The sequence below is a fragment of the Trinickia caryophylli genome, assembly GCF_034424545.1.
GTDB lineage: Bacteria > Pseudomonadota > Gammaproteobacteria > Burkholderiales > Burkholderiaceae > Trinickia > Trinickia caryophylli.
The window spans coordinates 1,864,605-1,883,523 of the sequence record NZ_CP139971.1 but is presented as its reverse complement, the minus strand read 5'-3'; the positions used below and the strand labels follow the sequence as shown (position 1 = coordinate 1,883,523).

The following is an 18,919-nucleotide window of genomic DNA, read 5'->3' as shown; positions in this document are numbered from 1 at the left end:
AGGCTCACGCCGCCGCGGCGCCGCCGGTGAACGCGCCCTGACGGATTGCCGCGTCACCCCGGTCGGCATGTACGATCGCACCGGACGCGATACGGCTGCGGTAATCGCCGAACCAGGCCAGCGCCGCCTTCTCGATGAACTCGCCGGCGTACCCGTCGACCGGTTCGATGCCGGCCTGCGACAGCTCATCACGCGGGCACGCACCGATCTTCGCGACGAGCACCGCGTGGCAGTCGTTGATTGCGCGCACGACGGACGGCAACTGCTCGTCGTCGCCAAAGCCGCCCTGGCAATACAGATCGACACGGCGATGACCGACGAACAGCGCCTCGGCCGCCGACACCTCGAAGATCTGGAACTCGGTCACGTGGCCGAAGTGCTCGTTCACGCGGCCGCCACCCTTGGTCGCGACGGCAACGAGCACCTTCAGGTCGTCGGCAACGTCGAGCGCCATCGACGCGGCCAGCGCTTCCTGCTTCGCCACATGCTGCGCGTTTCGCTCCGCCTCGACGCGGTTCTGGTATTCGCGACGGCGATCGAGGTCGTAGACGACTTCCATCTGCTCGATCTTGTCGAGCGTGAACTCCTCGCTGCGGTCCTCGCCGAGCAGGCCGACCGCATCCGCGCGGCACTGCCGGCAATGGCGCATCAGGTTCGCGCCGCCCATGCACGCGTCCTGCACGGCCTTCAGTTCCTGCGCGGTCGGGCCGCGCTGGCCGTTCAGACCGAAGTAGGTACCGTGCTCGGCTTCCGAAATGAGCGGCATGATGTTGTGCAGGAACGCGCCGCGCTTTTTCACTTCGCGATTCACCTCGATCAGATGCTCGTCGTTGATGCCCGGGATCAGCACCGAATTGATCTTGGTCAGCACGCCGCGCGCGGTCAGCATCTCGAGGCCCTTCATCTGCTGCTCGTGCAGAATCTTCGCCGCTTCGTAGCCCGTCACGCGCTTGTGATTCCAGAAGATCCACGGATAAATCTGTTCGCCGACCGCCGGATCGACCATGTTGATCGTGATCGTCACGTGATCGATGTTGTACTTGCAGATTTCGTCGACGAGCTCGGGCAGCGCGAGTCCGTTCGTCGACAGGCACAGCTTGATGTCGGGCGCCTGCTCCTGCAGCATCCGGAACGTATCGAACGTCTTCTTCGGATTCGCGAGGGAGTCGCCGGGGCCGGCAACGCCGAGCACCGTCATCTGCGGAATCTCGCTCGCGACCGCGACGACCTTCTTCACCGCCTGCTCAGGCGTCAGCTTCTGAGACACGACGCCGGGGCGCGATTCGTTCGAGCAGTCGTATTTGCGATTGCAGTAGTTGCACTGGATGTTGCAGGCCGGCGCGACGGCGACGTGCATCCGCGCATAGTGGTGATGCGCTTCTTCCGAATAGCACGGATGGTTCTTGACCTTCTCCCAGACCTCGGCGGGCATGTCGTCGGGGCCGCCCGACGTGCCGCAGCTCGCCTTACCATCGCCGCCGTGCGTGCCGCAACCGCCACCCGTGGCCGGCACGTCGGTCGACGCGCCAAGTGGTTTTATTTGCCCGATGCCGATATAGGCCGTTGCCGGGGGCATGCTCACGTTCTCTTGACTTTGCATGAATCTCTCCAGATCCGACAGGGTCGCCGTTAGACCCACAAAGCCAGATCCGTGCCACGCGCGCGAACCCGCGCCGGCTCTGCCTCTCGCGGAGGTGGGTGTGCGGATTGTCGGAGACGTCGGGCCTGTGAAGCGACAACGCCCGGTGTCGGCTGTCGAGGTTGCGACAAAGCGCACAATGCGTGCGGGGCGCGGGCGACAACCGGAGAAGAGGAGGTAAAGCGAAACGCGCGCCTTGCCTGCGCGCGCGTGCGAGAGCCGCGCTATTCGTTCAGAAACGCCGCACTTCGATGCCGTACTTGTGCAGCGCGTAGCCGATCTGCCGCGGTGTGATGTTCAGGAGGCGCGCGGCCTTCGCCTGCACCCAGCCGCAGCGCTCCATCGCCCAGATCAGCCGATCGCGCTCGCCGTCCGGCTTGCCCTCGTCGGTGCCGCCGCCAAACGACTCGTACGTGTCGTGCAGGTCGCCGCCGGCATGCGCGTCCGATTCTTGATCATGCAGCGCGTTCGTGCAGCCGCCGCCCGAATGCGACGCCGGCACTTCGTAGACGGGGATATCCGAGAGCCGCGAAGGACGCACCGCGTCCTCCCGCTCGAGGTGATGCAGCACCTTCGTCAGACAGCGGTCCTCCTGGCAGAGGAATGCGAGGCGGTCGATCACGTTGTCGTGCGTCATCGTCGCGGTACGCTCCACGCAATTCTCCAGCTCCCGCACGTTGCCCGGCCAGTAACAGCTCGTCAGCACGCGCATCGCGTCGTCGCTGAAGCGCAGCGACCGGTTGTTGTCGCGGTTGAAGCGTTCGAGAAAATGCTGCGCCATCGCCGGTATGTCATCGCGCCGCTCGCGCAGCGGCGGCAACTGAATGCTGACGACGTTGATCCGGTAATAAAGATCGGCGCGAAACTCGCCGTCCTTCACCATGCGTTCAAGATTGCGATTGGTAGCGAGAATCAATCTCACGTCGACCTTCACCGGCGTGGTGCCGCCGACCCGCTCGAATTCGCGCTCCTGCAGCACGCGCAGCAGTTTCGCCTGGAACGACGGCGAGATGTCGCCTACCTCGTCGAGGAAAAGCGTGCCGCCGTGCGCCATTTCGAAGCGCCCCTTGCGCTGCCCTTGTGCACCCGTGAACGCGCCCTTCTCATGGCCGAACAGCTCGCTTTCGAGGAGCGTCTCGGTCAGCGCCGCGCAGTTCACCGAAATGAACACATCGTCCTTGCGCTGCGAGAGCCGGTGAATCGCGCGGGCGATCACCTCCTTACCGGTGCCGCTCTCGCCGCGCAACAGCACCGTCGTGCGCGCCGGCGCAACCTGCTGGACCTGCGAGAACACCTCCTGCATCGGCGCCGACACGCCGACCACCTCGTCGAGCTGCTGCACAGGCCGGATCGCCTTCTGCATCCGCCGCACCTCGTTTTGCAGCCGGTCGTGCGCGGAGCTGACGCTGCGATGAAGCAGCAGCGCCTGCCCCATCAGCGTCGCGACGATTTTCAGCACATACAGATCTCTCGCGAACACGCGCTTGCCGTCAGCATTCCTGCAGAACGCGACAAGCACGCCGAGCGTGCGCTGCTCATGCCGGATCGGCATGCCGAGCAGCGCGACCGGCCCCTCTTCCGGCGTACCGGCGCCGCCCGTCCGGTCGAGGAATAGCGGCTCGTCGCGCACTTCCGGCACGATCGCCGGCGACCCGCTCGTGAAGATGCGCCCGACGATGCCCTCGCCAGGCAGAAAACGCACGCGCTGCCGCCAGTCATCCGACAGCCCGGTACTGCACAGGCCGCCCAGACTGCCGTCCGAGCCGGTCACGACGATGAACGCGGAGCGCCAGTCGAGCGTGTAGGCGAGGTAACGCAGCGTCGTGTCGAAGGTTCGACCGACGTCCAGCGACGATATCAGCGTCTTGCCGACTTCATAGACGACGTCAAGATCACGACGACTTTCAATGGTAGGGGAATTCGGCATGGCTTTCGCTCCCGCGATGGCTCACCGCATTAGCCGGCACGATGACTCTCTATCCAAGCAATATTCACGCCGGTGTCGCCCAGGTTCTGACATGCTCGGCAGGGACGTCTCGACAAAGCCGACAAAGCTAACAAGACCGCCCCGATTCCGCTGACCGCTTCCGACAAAGACAACAACGGGCGAGACGCCGACCTCATGCTGACGTAACGCAAACACCACGTTATCAGGCGAAAAAAAACATGGCACGGAGCTTGCACCGGCTGCGCCGTCAAAATTGACGTCCAGGAGATCGCGATGCACGACGCCCTACCCCTTCGGGAGCAGCCGGTCTATCTCGACTACGCGGCCACCACGCCGGTCGATCCGCGGGTCGCGCATCGCATGCTGCCGTACCTGACGCAACTCTATGGCAACCCCGCGAGCCGCTCGCATGCATACGGCTGGGCGGCAGAGGAAGCAGTCGAGCTCGCACGCGAGCAGGTCGCGAGCCTCGTCAACGCGGATCCGCGCGAAATCATCTGGACATCCGGCGCGACGGAATCGAACAACCTCGCACTCAAGGGCGTCGCACAGTTCCATCAGGCGCGCGGGCGCCGGATCGTGACGGTCGCGACCGAGCACAAGGCGGTGCTCGACACGGTCCGCGAGCTCGAACGGCAGGGCTTCGAAGCCGTCGTGCTGCCAGTTCGGGAAAACGGCCTCGTCGATCACGCCGAATTCGAAGCCGCGCTCGTGCCCGGCACCTTGCTCGCGTCGGTCATGTACGTTAACAACGAAACGGGCGTCGTGCAGGACATCGCGGCACTCGGCGCCCTGTGCCGCGCGCGCGGCGTGCTGCTGCATGTCGATGCCGCGCAGGCGGCCGGCAAGGTGCAGATCGATCTCGACGCGCTGCCCGTCGACCTGATGTCCTTCTCCGCACACAAGGTGTACGGCCCCAAGGGAATCGGCGCACTGTACGTGCGCCGCAAGCCGCGCGTGCGGCTCGCGAGCCAGATGCACGGCGGCGGCCACGAGCGCGGGATGCGTTCGGGCACGCTGCCGACCCATCAGATCGTCGGCATGGGCCATGCGTTCTGGCTCGCACGCGAACACATGCAGCAAGACAACGCGCGCATCCAGGCGCTGCGCGAACGGCTCTGGGCCGGCCTGTCGAAAATCGAAGCGGTCGGGCTGAACACCGACCTCGCGCACAGCGCGCCGCAGTACCTGAACGTCAGTTTCCATTACGTCGAAGGCGAGTCGCTGCTGATGGGCGTGAAGGACATCGCCGTGTCGTCGGGCTCCGCGTGCACGTCGGCGAGCCTCGAGCCGAGTTACGTGCTGCGCGCGATGGGCCGCCCGGACGAACTCGCTCACAGCTCGATCCGCTTCTCGCTCGGCCGCTTCACGACCGAAGCCGAGATCGATCTGGCGATCGCACGGCTGACCGACGTCGTCGCACGTTTGCGCTCGATGAGCCCGCTCTGGGACCTGGCGCGCGAAGGCATCGATCTGGCGTCGATCCAGTGGGCCGCGCACTGAGCGCGCCCTTCCCCCACATCTCAACCATGCGGAGCAAGCAATGGCCTACAGCGACAAGGTCCTCGACCACTATGAAAACCCCAGGAACGTCGGCTCTTTCGACGCGGGCGCGGAAGGCGTCGGCACCGGCATGGTCGGCGCGCCGGCATGCGGCGACGTGATGAAGCTGCAGATCCGCGTCAACGAAGCGGGCGTGATCGAGGATGCGAAGTTCAAGACCTACGGCTGCGGCTCGGCGATCGCGTCGAGTTCGCTCGTCACCGAATGGGTGCGAGGCCGCACGCTCGACGAAGCGCTCGCGATCAAGAACACCGATATCGCGGAAGAACTCGCGCTGCCGCCCGTGAAGATTCACTGCTCGATTCTCGCCGAGGACGCGATCAAGGCGGCCGTCGCCGATTTCCGCTCGCGTCACGCACCGGCCGACGCTGCTGCCGCAGAGTCTGCTGTCGCGTTCGGCGCGAACTGAACGTTTCACTTTTTATCAAGGAGCGCGCCATGGAAACCCTGCAATCGCCCCCCGTCGACGCACCAAGCCTGCCACCGTCGTTTGTCGATTTCACGCCGAATGCCGCAGCGAAAGTCGCATCGCTGATCGAAACCGAAGGCAACCCCGCGCTGAAGCTGCGGCTGTATGTGTCCGGCGGCGGCTGCTCCGGCTTTCAGTACGGCTTCGCGTTCGACGATCAGGTCGCAGAGGACGATATGCAGATCGTCACTGACGGTGTCACGCTGCTGGTCGACTCGATGAGCCAGCAATATCTCGCGGGCGCCCGCGTCGACTACGAGGAAGGACTCGACGGATCGCGCTTCGTGATCCAGAACCCGAACGCGCAGAGCACTTGTGGCTGCGGCAGTTCCTTCTCGATGTGAGCGCGCGATGGCCATTTCACTGAGTCAGGCAGCCGCGCGCCACGTAGAGAAGGCGCTGCAAAAACGCGGCGGCGGAATCGGCCTGCGCGTCGCGGTCAAGACGAGCGGCTGCTCGGGCTTCGCCTACGCGCTCGAGTTCGTCGATACGCCGAATGCTGAAGATCATTGTTTCGACGCGCACGGCGTCACCGTCGTCGTTGACCCGCGCAGCCTGCCGATGCTCGATGGCACCGAGCTCGACTTCGTCCGCGAGGGACTGAACGAAGGCTTCAAGTTCCACAATCCGAACGCGACCGCGAACTGCGGCTGCGGCGAGAGCTTCGCCGTCTGAGCGCGATCGCGCATGACCTGCGCATGACCTGCCTTCGAACCGACCGAACGGGAAACCGACATGGCCCTTCTGCAGATCGCCGAACCCGGCCTGGCCGCCGCGCCGCATCAACACCGGCTCGCCGCCGGCATCGACCTCGGCACGACGAACTCGCTCGTCGCCACCGTGCAGAGCGCGCTCGCGCGCGTGCTGCCCGATGCGGACGGTGAAGCGCTGCTGCCTTCGATCGTGCGCTACCTGCCATCCGGCGAAACCGAAGTCGGCCGCGCCGCGCGCGCGCATCAGGTCGACGATCCGAGCAACACGATCGTCTCCGTGAAGCGCCTGATGGGCCGCCGTCTCGCGGATGTTACCGCTGCCGATGCGCTGCCTTACCGGTTCGTCGACCAGCCCGGCATGGTCGCGATCGACACGGCCGCGGGCGTTCGCTCGCCCGTCGAGGTGTCGGCGGAGATCCTGCGCACGCTGAGGATACGCGCTGAAGCCTCGATGGGCGGCGAGCTGGCGGGTGTCGTCATCACCGTGCCCGCTTATTTCGACGACGCGCAGCGGCAGGCGACGAAGGACGCCGCGCGGCTCGCGGGCCTCACCGTGCTGCGCCTGCTGAACGAGCCGACCGCCGCCGCCGTCGCGTACGGCCTCGACCGCGGCGCGCAAGGCACGTTCGTCGTCTACGACCTCGGCGGCGGCACGTTCGACGTGTCGGTGCTGAAGCTCTCGAACGGCGTGTTCGAAGTGCTCGCGACGGGCGGCGACTCCGCGCTCGGCGGCGACGATTTCGACCACGCGATCGCCGAATGGCTGTGCCATGCGCACGGCATCGCCGGGCTCGCGGCACTCGCGCCCGGCGAGCAGCGCGGGACGCTTGCCGCCGCGCGCGACGCAAAGGAAACGCTGTCGCGCGCGCCGACCGCCACGCTTGCGCTCACGCTCGCGAACGGCAGCGAACTGCGGCAGACACTGTCACGCGCGGCGTTCGCGGGCCTCGCGCAAGCGCTCGTCGCGCGCACGCTGTCGGCGACGAAGCGCGCCCTGCGCGACGCGCAACTGGCACTCGGCGACGTCGACGGCGTGATCCTCGTCGGCGGCTCGACGCGGATGCCGGTCGTGCGCGACGCCGTGCGCGATCTGTTCGGCCGCGAACCGCTCGCCAACATCGACCCGGACCAGGTCGTCGCGCTCGGCGCGGCCAAGCAGGCCGACATCCTCGCCGGCAACACCGGAGGCGACCCGTGGCTGCTGCTCGACGTGTGTCCGCTGTCGCTCGGCATCGAGACGATGGGTGGACTCGTCGAAAAGATCGTCCCGCGCAACTCGACGATTCCGGTCGCGCGCGCACAGGAATTCACGACGTTCAAGGACGGGCAAACCGCGATGTCGATTCACGTCGTGCAGGGCGAGCGCGAGTCCGTCGGCGATTGCCGTTCGCTCGCGCGGTTCGAGCTACGCGGCATCCCGCCCGCGGTGGCCGGCGCGGCACGCATTCGCGTCACGTTCCAGATCGACGCGGACGGGCTGCTCGCCGTCACCGCGCGCGAGCAGCGCACGGGCGTCGAGGCGCATGTCGAAGTGAAACCGTCTTACGGACTGAGCGACGACCAGATCGCGTCGATGCTGCGGGAATCGATCGACACGTCGGTCGACGACATGCGGTTGCGCACGCTGCGTGAAGCGCAGATCGACGCGCGCAGGACGTTCGACGCAACGGAAGCCGCGCTGTCGAAGGACGCATCGCTGCTGTCGGCCGACGAACTCGCCGCTGTCCAGCAGGCGATGTACCGCGTCGCCGATGCGCTCGGCACCAGCGCGCCGCTCGATGCGCTGCGCGATGCCGCCGAGGCGCTCTCGCGCAGCACCGAGGAATTCGCCGCACGCCGGATGGACGCGTCGATCCGGCACGCGCTCGCCGGGCGCACAGTCGACAGCCTTGCCTGACACACGCCGAGGAACGAGTATGCCGCGCGTCCAAATCCTGCCCCACCCGACCCTATGCCCCGACGGCCGCGCGTTCGACGCAAAGCGCGGCGCATCGCTGTGCGAGAGCCTGCTTGCGAACGGCATCGAGCTCGAACATGCGTGCGAGATGGTCGCCGCGTGCGCGACCTGCCACGTGCACGTGCGCGCGGGCGGCACGTCGCTCACGCCGCCCGACGATGAAGAGAACGATCAGCTCGACAACGCGTGGGGGCTCGACGCGCACTCGCGGCTCGCGTGCTGCGTGAAACTGCGCGACGACGACCTGACGATCGACATCCCCCTCCATACGCGCAACCTCGCACGCGAACGCTGAAGCCGCCATCCTTGCGCCATCGGGTGTGCGAAACAGGACATTCACGACAACGCGTCGGCATCCTGACGGCGAATACCCCTTCCCCGCAGCGCGCGAGCCGCAAGCGGCCGTGCAGGCGCAATTGGCACGGCAATTGCGATGATTCGCCGAAACGCTTCCGGGACAACACTCATGGCTCACCCGATCATCAACGACACGACGCTGCGCGATGGCGAGCAGACGGCCGGCGTCGCGTTTACGTCCGAGGAGAAATGCGCGATCGCGACAGCGCTCACGCGCGCCGGCGTACCGGAGCTCGAAATCGGCATTCCGTCGATGGGCGAAGATGAGATCGCGGATATCGAGGCCATTGCCGACCTGCACCTCGACGCCGAGCTGATGGTGTGGGGCCGACTGACGCAGGGCGACCTTGCCGCCGCGCTGCGCTGCCGCCCGGACATCGTCCATCTGTCGGTGCCTGTTTCAGACATCCATCTGCAGTACAAGCTGAGGCAGCCGCGGACGTGGGTGTTCGCGCAGATCAAGCAGGTGATCGGCGAGGCGGTCAGGAGCGGCCTCAAGATCTCGCTCGGCATGGAAGACGCCTCGCGTGCCGACCCCGCCTTTCTGGCGGAAGTCGCACGGCTCGCACAGCAGTGCGGCGTGCTGCGGATCCGCTTCGCCGACACGCTCGGCGTGCTCGATCCGTTCTCGACCTTCAAGGCAATCTCGCGCCTGCGCGATGTCGTCGACATCGAGATTGAAATCCACGCGCACGACGATCTCGGGCTCGCGACCGCGAACACACTCGCCGCGTTGCGCGCGGGCGCGACGCACGCGAATACGACCGTCAACGGCCTCGGCGAGCGCGCGGGCAACGCCCCGCTCGAAGAGATCGTGATGTGCTCGCGCCATCTGCTCGGCACGGATGCGGGCATCGACACCACCGCGCTCGTCGACATCTCGCGACTCGTCGAGCGGGCGTCGGGTCGCGCCGTGCCGGCCAACAAGAGCATCGTCGGCGGCGGCGTGTTTACGCACGAATCAGGCATTCACACCGACGGGCTCGCCAAGCATCCGGCGACCTACGAGGGCTTCGATCCCGCGGAGCTCGGCCGCGCGCGCTCGCTGGTGCTCGGCAAGCATTCCGGCTCGCAGAGCGTGCGCGATGCATACGAAACGCTCGGGCTGTCCGTCAACGACCGGCTCGTGCCCGTGCTGCTCGCGCGCATCCGCCAGCATGCGACACAACACAAGCAGGCACCGGACGCAACCGATCTGTACCGGTTCCTGGTCGAGGCACGCGAACTCTTGGAGGGGGTGTCATGAGCGCCGTTCCACGCACCGCATCCGCTTCGTCGCCGGCCGATCGTGCCGCGGCCGATCAGTCCTGGTGGACGTTGCTGCGAGGCGACGCGCGCTGCGTGCTCGAGCGCGACCCCGCCGCACGCAGCCGCATCGAGGTATGGACCATCTATCCGGGCGTGCACGCAGTCGCCGCCCATCGCCTCGCGCATGCGCTCTGGCGGCGCGGCTGGCGCTATCTACCGCGCTTCCTGTCGTTCGCGGCGCGGATGTTTACGCACATCGACATTCATCCGGGCGCGACGATCGGCGCACGCTTTTTCATCGATCACGGCGCGGGCGTCGTGATCGGCGAGACAGCGGAAATCGGCAACGACGTAACGCTGTACCACGGCGTTACGCTCGGCGGCACGAGCGGGTATCCCGGCAAGCGCCATCCGACGCTTGGCGATCATGTCGTGGTGGGCGCGGGCGCCACGATCCTCGGGCCGATCATCGTCGGCCATCGCGCGCGGATCGCGGCCAATTCGGTCGTCATCGATCCGGTGCCGGAAAACGCAACCGTCGTCGGCATTCCGGGCCGGGTTGTCGTGCCGCGTGCCCGGCGCGCCACGCACGGCGTCGATCTGAACCACCATCTGATTCCCGATCCGGTCGGCAAGGCACTCGCGTGCCTGCTCGACCGGGTTGCCCGGCTCGAACAATCGACCTACGGCGGCCCGACGCCGCCGATCGCCGACGCGAGCGACGATCCATGCTGCGCAGATGGCTGCATGGACGCCGTGCGCGCGCCGTCCACTTTTTGCCGTCCGGAGTGATTCACCATGACGCACCTTGCCGAAAGAATGAAAACACTGTCGTCCGCCGAGGATTTCCTGCAGTTCTTCGGTGTCTTGTTCGACCAGAAAGTGGTCGACGTGTGCCGCCTGCATATTCTCAAGCGCTTCTTCCAATACATCCGGCAGCAGACGGTGCTCCCGCATGACAACGAAGTTGCGCTGTTCACCGCCTATCACGATCTGCTCGTTCGGGCCTACGGCGACTTCGTCGAATCGACGCCTGCCGACGAAAAGGTCTTCAAGGTGTTTCAGGACGTCGGCGGCCGGCAGCACGTATCCGTCGACAATCTCCGCGCGTCGCTGCCGGCGCGCGACGCCGCGTGACGGAGGATCGACCATGCACATCGTCGTCTGCATCAAGCAGGTTCCGGATTCGGCGCAGATACGCGTCCATCCGGTCACCAACACAATCATGCGGCAGGGCGTACCCGCGATCCCCAATCCGTACGACCTGTTCTCGCTCGAAGAGGCGCTGCGGCTGAAGGACCAGTTCGGCGGCCGGGTCACCGCACTCTGCATGGGCCCGCCGCAAGCCGAGGACGCGCTGCGCAAATGCGTGAGCTACGGGGCAGACGACGCGATCCTCGTCACCGACCGCGCGTTCGCGGGCGCCGACACGCTCGCGACGTCGTACGCACTCGCGGCCGGCATCCGGCAGATCGCTCGCGAACAGGCGGTCGACATCGTGTTCACCGGTAAGCAGACGATCGACGGCGATACCGCGCAGGTCGGCCCCGGCATCGCGAAGCGCCTGGGGCTCCAGTTGCTGACCTACGTGTCGCGGATCGTCGAGATCGATCTCGATGCGCGCACGGCCGTCGTCGAGCGCCGCGCGGAGGGTGGCGTGCAGGTGCTGAAGACCCAACTCCCCTGCCTCATCACGATGCTCGAAAACACCAACGAGCTGCGCTTCGCTGCGCTGCCCGCGATGATCCACGCTGCGGGCTTTCCCGTCCGGAAATGGAACAAGGAGCAGGCAGGCATCGAGGATCTGACGAAGATCGGCCTGAAGGGGTCGCCGACCGTCGTCAGCAAGGTCTTCGGCCCGACGCCACGCACCGAAAAGGCGGAGATGCTCGACGTCGACACATCGACGCTGCGCGACGTATCGCTGAACCTGCTGCAGAAGATCTTCACGCGTCATCCGACGCTCGAAACCGACCTGCTGATGAAGGAATCGACATGACGACCCCCGCCGACAACAAGCCTGCCGCACCGGTGAAGAAGGCCGGCGGCCGCAATCTGGAGCTGCCCGAACACCTCAAGGCGTACAAGGGCGTCTGGGTGTTCGTCGAGCACGACCGCGGTCATGTGCACAGCGTGTCGTGGGAACTCGTCGGCGAGGCGCGCAAGCTCGCCGACAAGCTCGGCAGCGACGTGTCGGTCGCCGTGCTCGGCGGCCCCGACGAGCCGCTCGAGCGGTTCGCCGCCGAGGCGTTCACGTACGGTGCCGACAAGGCCTACGTGATTCACGACCCGGTGCTGCTCGGCTACCGCAACGAGCCGTTCACGAAGGCGCTCACCGATCTCGTCAACAAGTATCAGCCAGAAATCCTGCTGCTCGGCGCGACGTCGATGGGTCGCGATCTCGCCGGCTCGGTCGCGACAACACTGCTGACCGGCCTCACCGCGGACTGTACCGAGCTCAACATCGACCCGGCATCGCGAGCGCTCGCGGCGACGCGGCCGACGTTCGGCGGTTCGCTGCTCTGCACGATCATGACGCTCGCATACCGACCGCAGATGGCGACCGTACGACCGCGCGTGATGGCCATGCCGCGCGCCGAGGCCGGCCGCACGGGCGGGATCGTGCAGGAAACCCTCGGGATGGTAGAGACCGACATCGTCACGAAGCTGCTCGATTTCATCGCCGACGCTAACAGCAACCGGATCAACCTTCCGTATGCCGACGTGATCGTGAGCGGCGGCAAGGGCCTGAAGAACCCCGAAAACTTCCGCCTCGTGTTCGAACTCGCGCGCGTGCTCGGCGGCGAGGTCGGCGCGACGCGACCATGCGTGCAGGCGGGTTGGGTCGAGGCGGACCGGCAGGTCGGCCAGACCGGCAAGACCGTGAGGCCGAAGCTGTACATCGCGGCCGGCATCTCGGGTGCGATCCAGCACCGCGTCGGCATGGAGAGCTCGGACGTGATCGTCGCGATCAACACGGATCCCAATGCGCCGATCTTCGACTTCGCGCATTTCGGCATCGTCGGCAACGCGATGCAGGTGCTGCCCGCGCTCACCCAGGCATTCGCCGAACACTTGTCGATACGCGGCAAGCAGGTCGCATAAGGAGGAATGAAATGAAAAAACCTTCGCAATTCGACGCGATCGTCGTCGGCGCGGGGCCGTCGGGCAACGCAGCGGCATACACGATGGCCAAGGCCGGCCTGAAAGTGCTGCAGATCGAGCGCGGCGAGTACCCGGGCAGCAAGAACGTGCAAGGCGCGATCCTGTATGCAAAGGCACTCGAGGAGATCATCCCCGACTTCCGCGACGACGCACCGCTCGAGCGCCACATCATCGAGCAGCGTCTGTGGATGCTCGACGACACATCGTTCGTCGGTACGCACGTGCGCAGCGACGACTACAACAAGCCGCCGTACAACCGCTACACGATCATCCGCGCGCAGTTCGACAAGTGGTTCTCGTCGAAGGTACGCGAAGCGGGTGCGCTTCTCATCTGCGAGACGACCGTCAATCACCTGATCTTCGACGGCGACCAGGTGGTGGGAGTGCAGTGCGATCGCGAGCAGGGCGACGTCTACGCGGACGTGGTGGTTCTTGCCGACGGCGTGAATTCGACGCTCGCGCGCAAGGCGGGCTTTCACGGCGAAATCGACGCGGGCAACGTCGCGCTCGCAGTCAAGGAAATCCTGTTCATGCCCGAGGAAACCATCCGCCAGCGCTTCAACATCGGCGAGGAAGAAGGCGTCGTCATCGAAATGGTCGGCCGGATCACCGACGGGATGATGGGCACGGGCTTCCTGTACACGAACAAGGAATCGCTGACGATCGGCGTCGGCTGCATGCTGTCCGACTTCAAGCGCAATGCGAACCGCACCAGCCCGTACGTGCTGATCGAGCAGATGAAGCGGCATCCATCGATCGCGCCGCTGATCGCGGGCGGCGAGATGAAGGAATACTGCGCGCACCTGATCCCGGAAGGCGGCTTTCACGCGATACCGCAGGTATACGGCAACGGCTGGATGATCGTCGGCGACTCCGGCGGCTTCGTCAACGCAGCGCACCGCGAGGGCTCGAACCTTGCGATGACGACGGGGCGTCTCGCCGCCGAGACGGTCATCGCCGCGAAGGCGGCCAACCGCGGCTATCGGGCAGCCGAGCTGAAGGCGTACAAGTCGAAGCTCGACGAGAGCTTCGTGATGAAGGATCTGCGCAAGTATCGCGACATGCCGAACACGTTGCACCGCAATCCGCAGTTCTTCACGACCTATCCGGATCTCGTCGCGAACGCCGCGCGCACGATGATCACCGTCGACGGCGTCGACAAGAAGACCAAGCAGCGGTCGATCATGTCGAGTTTCCGCAAGAGCCGTTCGCTCGCCGGTCTCGTCGGAGACGCATACAAACTTTGGAGGGCATTCCGATGAGCACCGTGACCGTGACAGTCAACGTCGAGGAGAAGCTGTTCCAGAACCGCTACCGCGTCGACGCGGGCCGGCCTCACATCCGCATCAAGGACGCGGACGTCTGCCTGAACGAATGCGGGCTGAAGAGCTGCACGTTCGTCTGTCCGGCGTCGTGCTACAAGGCCGAAGGCAACGGGTCGGTGACGCTCATCACCGACGGCTGCCTCGAGTGCGGAAGCTGCCGCATCCTGTGCAGCGACCATCAAAACATCGAATGGGAATACCCGCGGGGCGGCCACGGGATCCTGTTCAAGTTCGGTTGATTCGGTCTATTCGGTCTATTCGGTTAAAGGAGGAATACCGCGATGCCTCGTCCTGTCCGACACGTATTCGTCTGTACGCAGAACCGGCCACCGCAGCATCCGCGCGGCTCTTGCGCGGGCGGCAAGGGTTCGACCGCGCTGCTGCAGGCATTTTGGGCCGAGCAGCAGAAACGCCAGGCGTACGACACGGTCGCAATCACCTACTCGGGCTGCCTCGGCCCGTGCGATAGCGGCGCGAACGTGGTCGTCTACCCGGAAGCCGTGCTCTACAGCGGCGTCACCCCGGCCGACGTCGAGGAGATCTTCACGAGCCATTTGGAACAAGGCGAGCCGGTCGCACGCCTCGTCGCCGGCACGGAGGTCTGGTGAACCTGATGACCGGCGTCGAATCCAGCGAACTGTTCGGTGGCGACGTGCCCGAGTCGATCCGGCACCTGATCGACTCGGTACGAGGCGCCGCGCGCGACGAGATTGGCGCGGCGCTGTGGGCGGCCGTGCTGTGCGCGCCGCGCAGCCTGCCCGCGTACTACCTGCTCTACAAGTTCCATGCCGCAGCGGGCGAGCTCGCGCAGGCGCATCAGGTCGCCACCAAGGCGCTCGCCGTGGCGGCCGAGCAGGCGTCGCTCGCCAGCGACTGGCGGATGGTGCACGCGGACGCCGCCGATTTCTCGATGCCCGGCCCCGCCCGCTTCTGGCTGTTTACGCTGAAAGCGCTCGCGTTCATCAACGTGCGGCTCGGCGAACGCGATGTCGCTCGCGCGCTGGTTGGCAAGTTGCGCGCGCTCGATCCGGCCGATCGCCTCGGGTTCGGTGTCATCGAAGCAATGCTCGCGCAGATCGGTCCGCAGCACTGAGAACCTGCGCACAGCGCCAGCCAGAAGCATTACGCCGGATCGTCGAGCTGTTCGAACACGGCATCGATATGGCGAACGACACAGCAAACGGCGTGACGAAGACGAACGCCCCCCGGGGAGAATTGAAATGTTGGTCGACTATGAGCCAGACGATCTTGCAGCGGACATGCCTGCGGCGACAGAAGATGTGTACACCGGCAGCTCACTGCATACAAAGCCGCGACGCAGCAGGCCGCCGTCGCCGCGACGTTTTTCCGCTGCCGCGCGCGAACGCTCGGAACAGCAGCAGCAGATGCAGGCGTTGATCGAGCTCGGAAAGGCGCAGGGCTTCTTGACGCATGCACAGATCAACGATTGTTTTCCGGGCAATTTCGCGCAATCGCCGGCACTGGGCATCGTGGTCGACGCGTTCAAGGACATGGGCATCGCCGTGTACGAGCAGATGCCCGATGCGGAAACATCGCTGCTCAATGACATGATGCACGGTGCGGCGTCCGACGAGCAGATCATCGAGGAGGCACAGGATACCCTGTCGACAGTCGATGCCGAATTCGGCCGCACGACAGACCCTGTCCGGATGTATATGCGCGAAATGACCTCCGCCGAGCTATTGACGCGTGAGCAAGAGGTTGAGATCGGGAGGCGCATCGAGAACGGTTACAACGAAATCGTCCGCGCAATCTCCGGCTGCCCTTCGATTGTTCGTACACTGCTCGAGGACGTCGAACTCGTCCGTGCCGGAAAGATGCGCATCGACGCATTGATCGACGGCCTGTCCGACGACGAAGGACCGCGTGAGATACCGGGCGCGCCCATTCCTGTGCAGGCGGTGCGAGGCGTCGATTCCGCCGACACCATCGACACGGAAGACGCTTTCGAGCGCGACCCGGCGAAGGCGGATGGCGACGAAGCGACGCTGCAGGCTCTGACCCATGCCTGCCTCGCGATTTTCTCGAGCGTGCGGACACTGTCGGAACGACTGGCGGCCGAACACAACGCCGGCGAGCCTGCGGCAGTCAACGCCTGCCTGGCGATCCAGACCGAACTGGCGCGCATGCGCTTCACCACGCAGGCGATCGACCGCTTGCGCGAGGAACTGGCCGGTATCGAAACGCATCCGGGCTTGCCTCTGACGCGGCTGCAAGAAATCAAAAGGATCGTTCGCGTGTCGGAGTCCGGCATACAGCGCGCCAAGCGGGAACTGACCGAGGCCAACCTCAGGCTCGTCGTCTCGATCGCAAAACGATACATCAACCGCGGGATGCCGTTCCTCGATCTGGTCCAGGAAGGCAATATCGGCTTGCTGAGAGCAGTCGACAAGTTCGAATACCGGCGTGGCTGGAAGTTTTCCACCTACGCGACCTGGTGGATACGGCAGGCGGTCACACGCGCGCTTGCCGACCATACGCGCTTGATCCGGCTCCCGGTGCATCTTGTCGATGCCATTCACAGGCTGCGCCGGATCGAGCGGGAGGTCCGGCAACAGACGGGGCGGAATCCCAGCCTGCGGGTCCTTGCCGCTCGCATGAAGCTGCCGGAATCCAAGGTTCGGACACTCCTGAAAGCCGATCGCCAGATCCTTTCGCTCGATTCGCCGGTCGGCACGCTCGACTCCGACGAATCGATGGTCGACCTGATGGAAGACCCGCATGCAGACTCCCCGCTCGACGCCGCGACCCGCGCGCGCATGCGCGTCGCGCTCAACGAGGCGCTCGACCGGTTGCCTGCTCGCGAAGCCAAGATACTGCGGATACGCTACGGCATCGATACCGGAACGGGCAGCACACTCGACGATCTCGGCAAGCTGTTCAAGATGACACGGGAACGGATCCGCCAGATCGAGAGCCGCGCGCTCGGTAGACTGCAGCTCCCCGAGGAAGCCAAAAAGCTAAAAGAATTTCTGACATCCGACTGAGTGCTGTTCGATATCGGCCTTGTTGATCCGCTTTATCGTCAGTCAGATCTGCGCGCCGCGGAAGTCACAAGACGTCTCTTGAACGGGTTGCCCGCCGCCGCATCTTCGCATCGATCATTTATCGGGCATTGCCATTCGGCTGTTACGCCTCTCACGCTCCTCAGATGATGCCGAGCCGGTCAGCGCCGTGCTCTCGTCGTCTTTCCAGCCTCCACCGAGCGCCTTGTAAAGCGCGATTACGTCGACAGCGAGTGACCTGCCCCCGGTTTTAGTACGGATGGCAGCTAGAGTCCGAGGTTAAAAATCCCGTTGTTTCGTGTGCCTTCGCGAACTGCGCCGGCGCGAGATTCGTCTAGACGTGTCGCCACGAACGCCTGCGTCTACCGTAAACATTCACGCCGACCGTACTTTCTAACCCGGCCGCACGCAGAACACCAGTGATAACTGAGATTCGGTCGGTACCGGGGGATTTAGGATACCAGCCGCGGAGCCATTCTGAATGAAAATCGATATCGCCCAGATACCAAAAACAACAAAGTTTGAGTCAACCCGAACTCGATGAGTCGTTCTTTCCACGAACTGATCTTAAACCAGTGAGTCATTTTGACGCACACCCCACATCGAAAGCAATATGTAATATATCGAAAACTGCGATCCTTTTAGATACCCCTTTCTGCAAGGCCGAGCGCTCAGACAGAGGGCATCTCGTCGAATATGCTGCAGCGCGAAGCCGGCCAGTACCGTAGATCACCTATGAGGCCTCTTTGCCGGACCGCCCAAGTAAGGTCGAACGACGAATCGGAAGGCAGCGCAAACGGTAAGGCACGCCACGACCAACGCGACGAAAAAATAGAACAGCAGTAGCAGCGTTTCGCCTTCGTCGGCCCCTTGCACGTTGAATAGACCAGCGAGGAAGAAATATACTTTCTGCCCGACGGGACTCTTGCGGAGATCGTCGACCCACTGCCAGCTATAGATCAGCTTCAGGTAAATGTACGTCAGCACCATTACGATCACTGCGCGCAGCACATATTTCATTTCACCTCCACGACACCGTAGTACCGCGACTTCGTGCCCGGGATGTAGCTGGGCGGAAGCGAAAGAAGGTAGCTTCGAAGCTGATTGAAACGCGATTTATCCGTGAGGGTAATGCAGCCCTCGCTGAGCCGCTGTCGGCCAGCAGGATGGAGACGAAAATTATCGCGACGGATACCATTCACGATGACCCAATCGGCCATCGGCTGAGCCATGGGATGTAGCGAGAACCACTCACTGCGGTGGGAGTCGCTGAACTCATCTTTGATGGGGTCCCACAACCAGCCAAGGCGCCCACCACTTTCTCGAGAGATGATGTAGTAGCGCCCCTTTGGGATAGGCCCCGCCTTTGCCAACGCTGTATCGGCCGGCTTGTTTTCATGCCCGACGTCGCCAGAGAAAGCCGGAAAGGTCAGCCCATCACAAACCAGTTTGCTAAGCGGCTGCCCGTTCAGAACGAATGTGCAGTGCGCTGCCATTGGCTATCGCCCT

General features: G+C 64.6%; 20 protein-coding genes. 16 read left to right on the top strand and 4 right to left on the bottom strand.

Annotation, left to right across the window (positions count from 1 at the left end):
• Positions 1-4 precede the first annotated feature (4 nt).
• The gene (gene nifB, locus U0034_RS27455; RefSeq protein WP_085227545.1) at positions 5-1,600 is read right to left on the bottom strand and encodes a nitrogenase cofactor biosynthesis protein NifB; all 1,596 of its coding nucleotides are present in this window, start codon (positions 1,598-1,600) and stop codon (positions 5-7) included.
• A gap of 271 nt (positions 1,601-1,871) precedes the next feature.
• Positions 1,872-3,566: a nif-specific transcriptional activator NifA gene (gene nifA / locus U0034_RS27450; protein ID WP_085227546.1), complete on the bottom strand. Its 1,695-nt coding sequence runs from the start codon at positions 3,564-3,566 to the stop codon at positions 1,872-1,874.
• A gap of 294 nt (positions 3,567-3,860) precedes the next feature.
• Here nifA and U0034_RS27445 point away from each other — a divergent pair, with 294 nt between their 5' ends.
• The 16 genes from U0034_RS27445 to U0034_RS27370 all read left to right on the top strand — a co-directional run bounded on the left by U0034_RS27445 (position 3,861) and on the right by U0034_RS27370 (position 17,392).
• Positions 3,861-5,090: an IscS subfamily cysteine desulfurase gene (locus U0034_RS27445; RefSeq protein WP_085227547.1), complete on the top strand. Its 1,230-nt coding sequence runs from the start codon at positions 3,861-3,863 to the stop codon at positions 5,088-5,090.
• Between the two features lie 40 nt (positions 5,091-5,130).
• A complete protein-coding gene (gene iscU / locus U0034_RS27440) occupies positions 5,131-5,559 on the top strand; it encodes a Fe-S cluster assembly scaffold IscU (protein ID WP_085227548.1) in 429 nt (142 codons plus the stop codon).
• A 29-nt stretch (positions 5,560-5,588) separates the two neighbouring features.
• Complete coding sequence (gene erpA, locus U0034_RS27435) at positions 5,589-5,963, top strand: iron-sulfur cluster insertion protein ErpA (protein ID WP_085227549.1); 375 nt, start codon at positions 5,589-5,591, stop codon at positions 5,961-5,963.
• Between the two features lie 7 nt (positions 5,964-5,970).
• Positions 5,971-6,294 (top strand): iron-sulfur cluster assembly protein IscA, encoded by a 324-nt coding sequence (gene iscA, locus U0034_RS27430; RefSeq protein WP_085227550.1) that lies wholly within the window; start codon positions 5,971-5,973, stop codon positions 6,292-6,294.
• 60 nt (positions 6,295-6,354) lie between these two features.
• Complete coding sequence (gene hscA / locus U0034_RS27425; protein ID WP_085227551.1) at positions 6,355-8,229, top strand: Fe-S protein assembly chaperone HscA; 1,875 nt, start codon at positions 6,355-6,357, stop codon at positions 8,227-8,229.
• 19 nt (positions 8,230-8,248) lie between these two features.
• Positions 8,249-8,584, top strand: a complete 336-nt coding sequence (locus U0034_RS27420; protein ID WP_085227552.1) for a 2Fe-2S iron-sulfur cluster-binding protein — start codon at positions 8,249-8,251, stop codon at positions 8,582-8,584.
• A 171-nt stretch (positions 8,585-8,755) separates the two neighbouring features.
• The gene (nifV, locus tag U0034_RS27415) at positions 8,756-9,892 is read left to right on the top strand and encodes a homocitrate synthase (RefSeq protein WP_085227553.1); all 1,137 of its coding nucleotides are present in this window, start codon (positions 8,756-8,758) and stop codon (positions 9,890-9,892) included.
• A complete protein-coding gene (gene cysE, locus U0034_RS27410) occupies positions 9,889-10,686 on the top strand; it encodes a serine O-acetyltransferase (RefSeq protein WP_085227554.1) in 798 nt (265 codons plus the stop codon). The genes nifV and cysE overlap by 4 nt, the downstream gene beginning before the upstream one ends.
• Before the next feature lie 6 nt (positions 10,687-10,692).
• The gene (gene nifW, locus U0034_RS27405; protein WP_085227555.1) at positions 10,693-11,031 is read left to right on the top strand and encodes a nitrogenase stabilizing/protective protein NifW; all 339 of its coding nucleotides are present in this window, start codon (positions 10,693-10,695) and stop codon (positions 11,029-11,031) included.
• Positions 11,032-11,044: 13 nt separating this feature from the next.
• Positions 11,045-11,893 (top strand): electron transfer flavoprotein subunit beta/FixA family protein, encoded by an 849-nt coding sequence (locus U0034_RS27400; RefSeq protein WP_085227556.1) that lies wholly within the window; start codon positions 11,045-11,047, stop codon positions 11,891-11,893.
• Positions 11,890-12,999: an electron transfer flavoprotein subunit alpha/FixB family protein gene (locus tag U0034_RS27395; RefSeq protein ID WP_085227557.1), complete on the top strand. Its 1,110-nt coding sequence runs from the start codon at positions 11,890-11,892 to the stop codon at positions 12,997-12,999. The genes U0034_RS27400 and U0034_RS27395 overlap by 4 nt, the downstream gene beginning before the upstream one ends.
• Positions 13,000-13,010: 11 nt before the next feature.
• A complete protein-coding gene (locus U0034_RS27390) occupies positions 13,011-14,321 on the top strand; it encodes an FAD-dependent monooxygenase (protein WP_085227558.1) in 1,311 nt (436 codons plus the stop codon).
• Positions 14,318-14,623 carry a ferredoxin family protein gene (locus tag U0034_RS27385; RefSeq protein WP_085227559.1) on the top strand — a complete coding sequence of 102 codons (306 nt, stop codon included), beginning with the start codon at positions 14,318-14,320 and terminating at the stop codon, positions 14,621-14,623. Before U0034_RS27390 ends, U0034_RS27385 begins: the two co-directional genes overlap by 4 nt.
• A gap of 42 nt (positions 14,624-14,665) precedes the next feature.
• On the top strand, positions 14,666-14,992 hold the full coding sequence (locus U0034_RS27380) for a (2Fe-2S) ferredoxin domain-containing protein (RefSeq protein WP_085227560.1): 327 nt from the start codon (positions 14,666-14,668) through the stop codon (positions 14,990-14,992).
• Entirely contained in the window at positions 14,989-15,477 is a 489-nt protein-coding gene (locus U0034_RS27375) for a hypothetical protein (protein WP_085227561.1), read from the top strand. The genes U0034_RS27380 and U0034_RS27375 overlap by 4 nt, the downstream gene beginning before the upstream one ends.
• Positions 15,371-17,392 (top strand): sigma-70 family RNA polymerase sigma factor, encoded by a 2,022-nt coding sequence (locus U0034_RS27370; protein WP_233211994.1) that lies wholly within the window; start codon positions 15,371-15,373, stop codon positions 17,390-17,392. The genes U0034_RS27375 and U0034_RS27370 overlap by 107 nt, the downstream gene beginning before the upstream one ends.
• Positions 17,393-18,139: 747 nt before the next feature.
• Here the strand turns inward: U0034_RS27370 and U0034_RS27365 are convergent.
• The gene (locus tag U0034_RS27365; protein WP_085227562.1) at positions 18,140-18,430 is read right to left on the bottom strand and encodes a hypothetical protein; all 291 of its coding nucleotides are present in this window, start codon (positions 18,428-18,430) and stop codon (positions 18,140-18,142) included.
• On the bottom strand, positions 18,427-18,906 hold the full coding sequence (locus tag U0034_RS27360; protein WP_085227563.1) for a DUF2778 domain-containing protein: 480 nt from the start codon (positions 18,904-18,906) through the stop codon (positions 18,427-18,429). The genes U0034_RS27365 and U0034_RS27360 overlap by 4 nt, the downstream gene beginning before the upstream one ends.
• Positions 18,907-18,919: the final 13 nt, after the last annotated feature.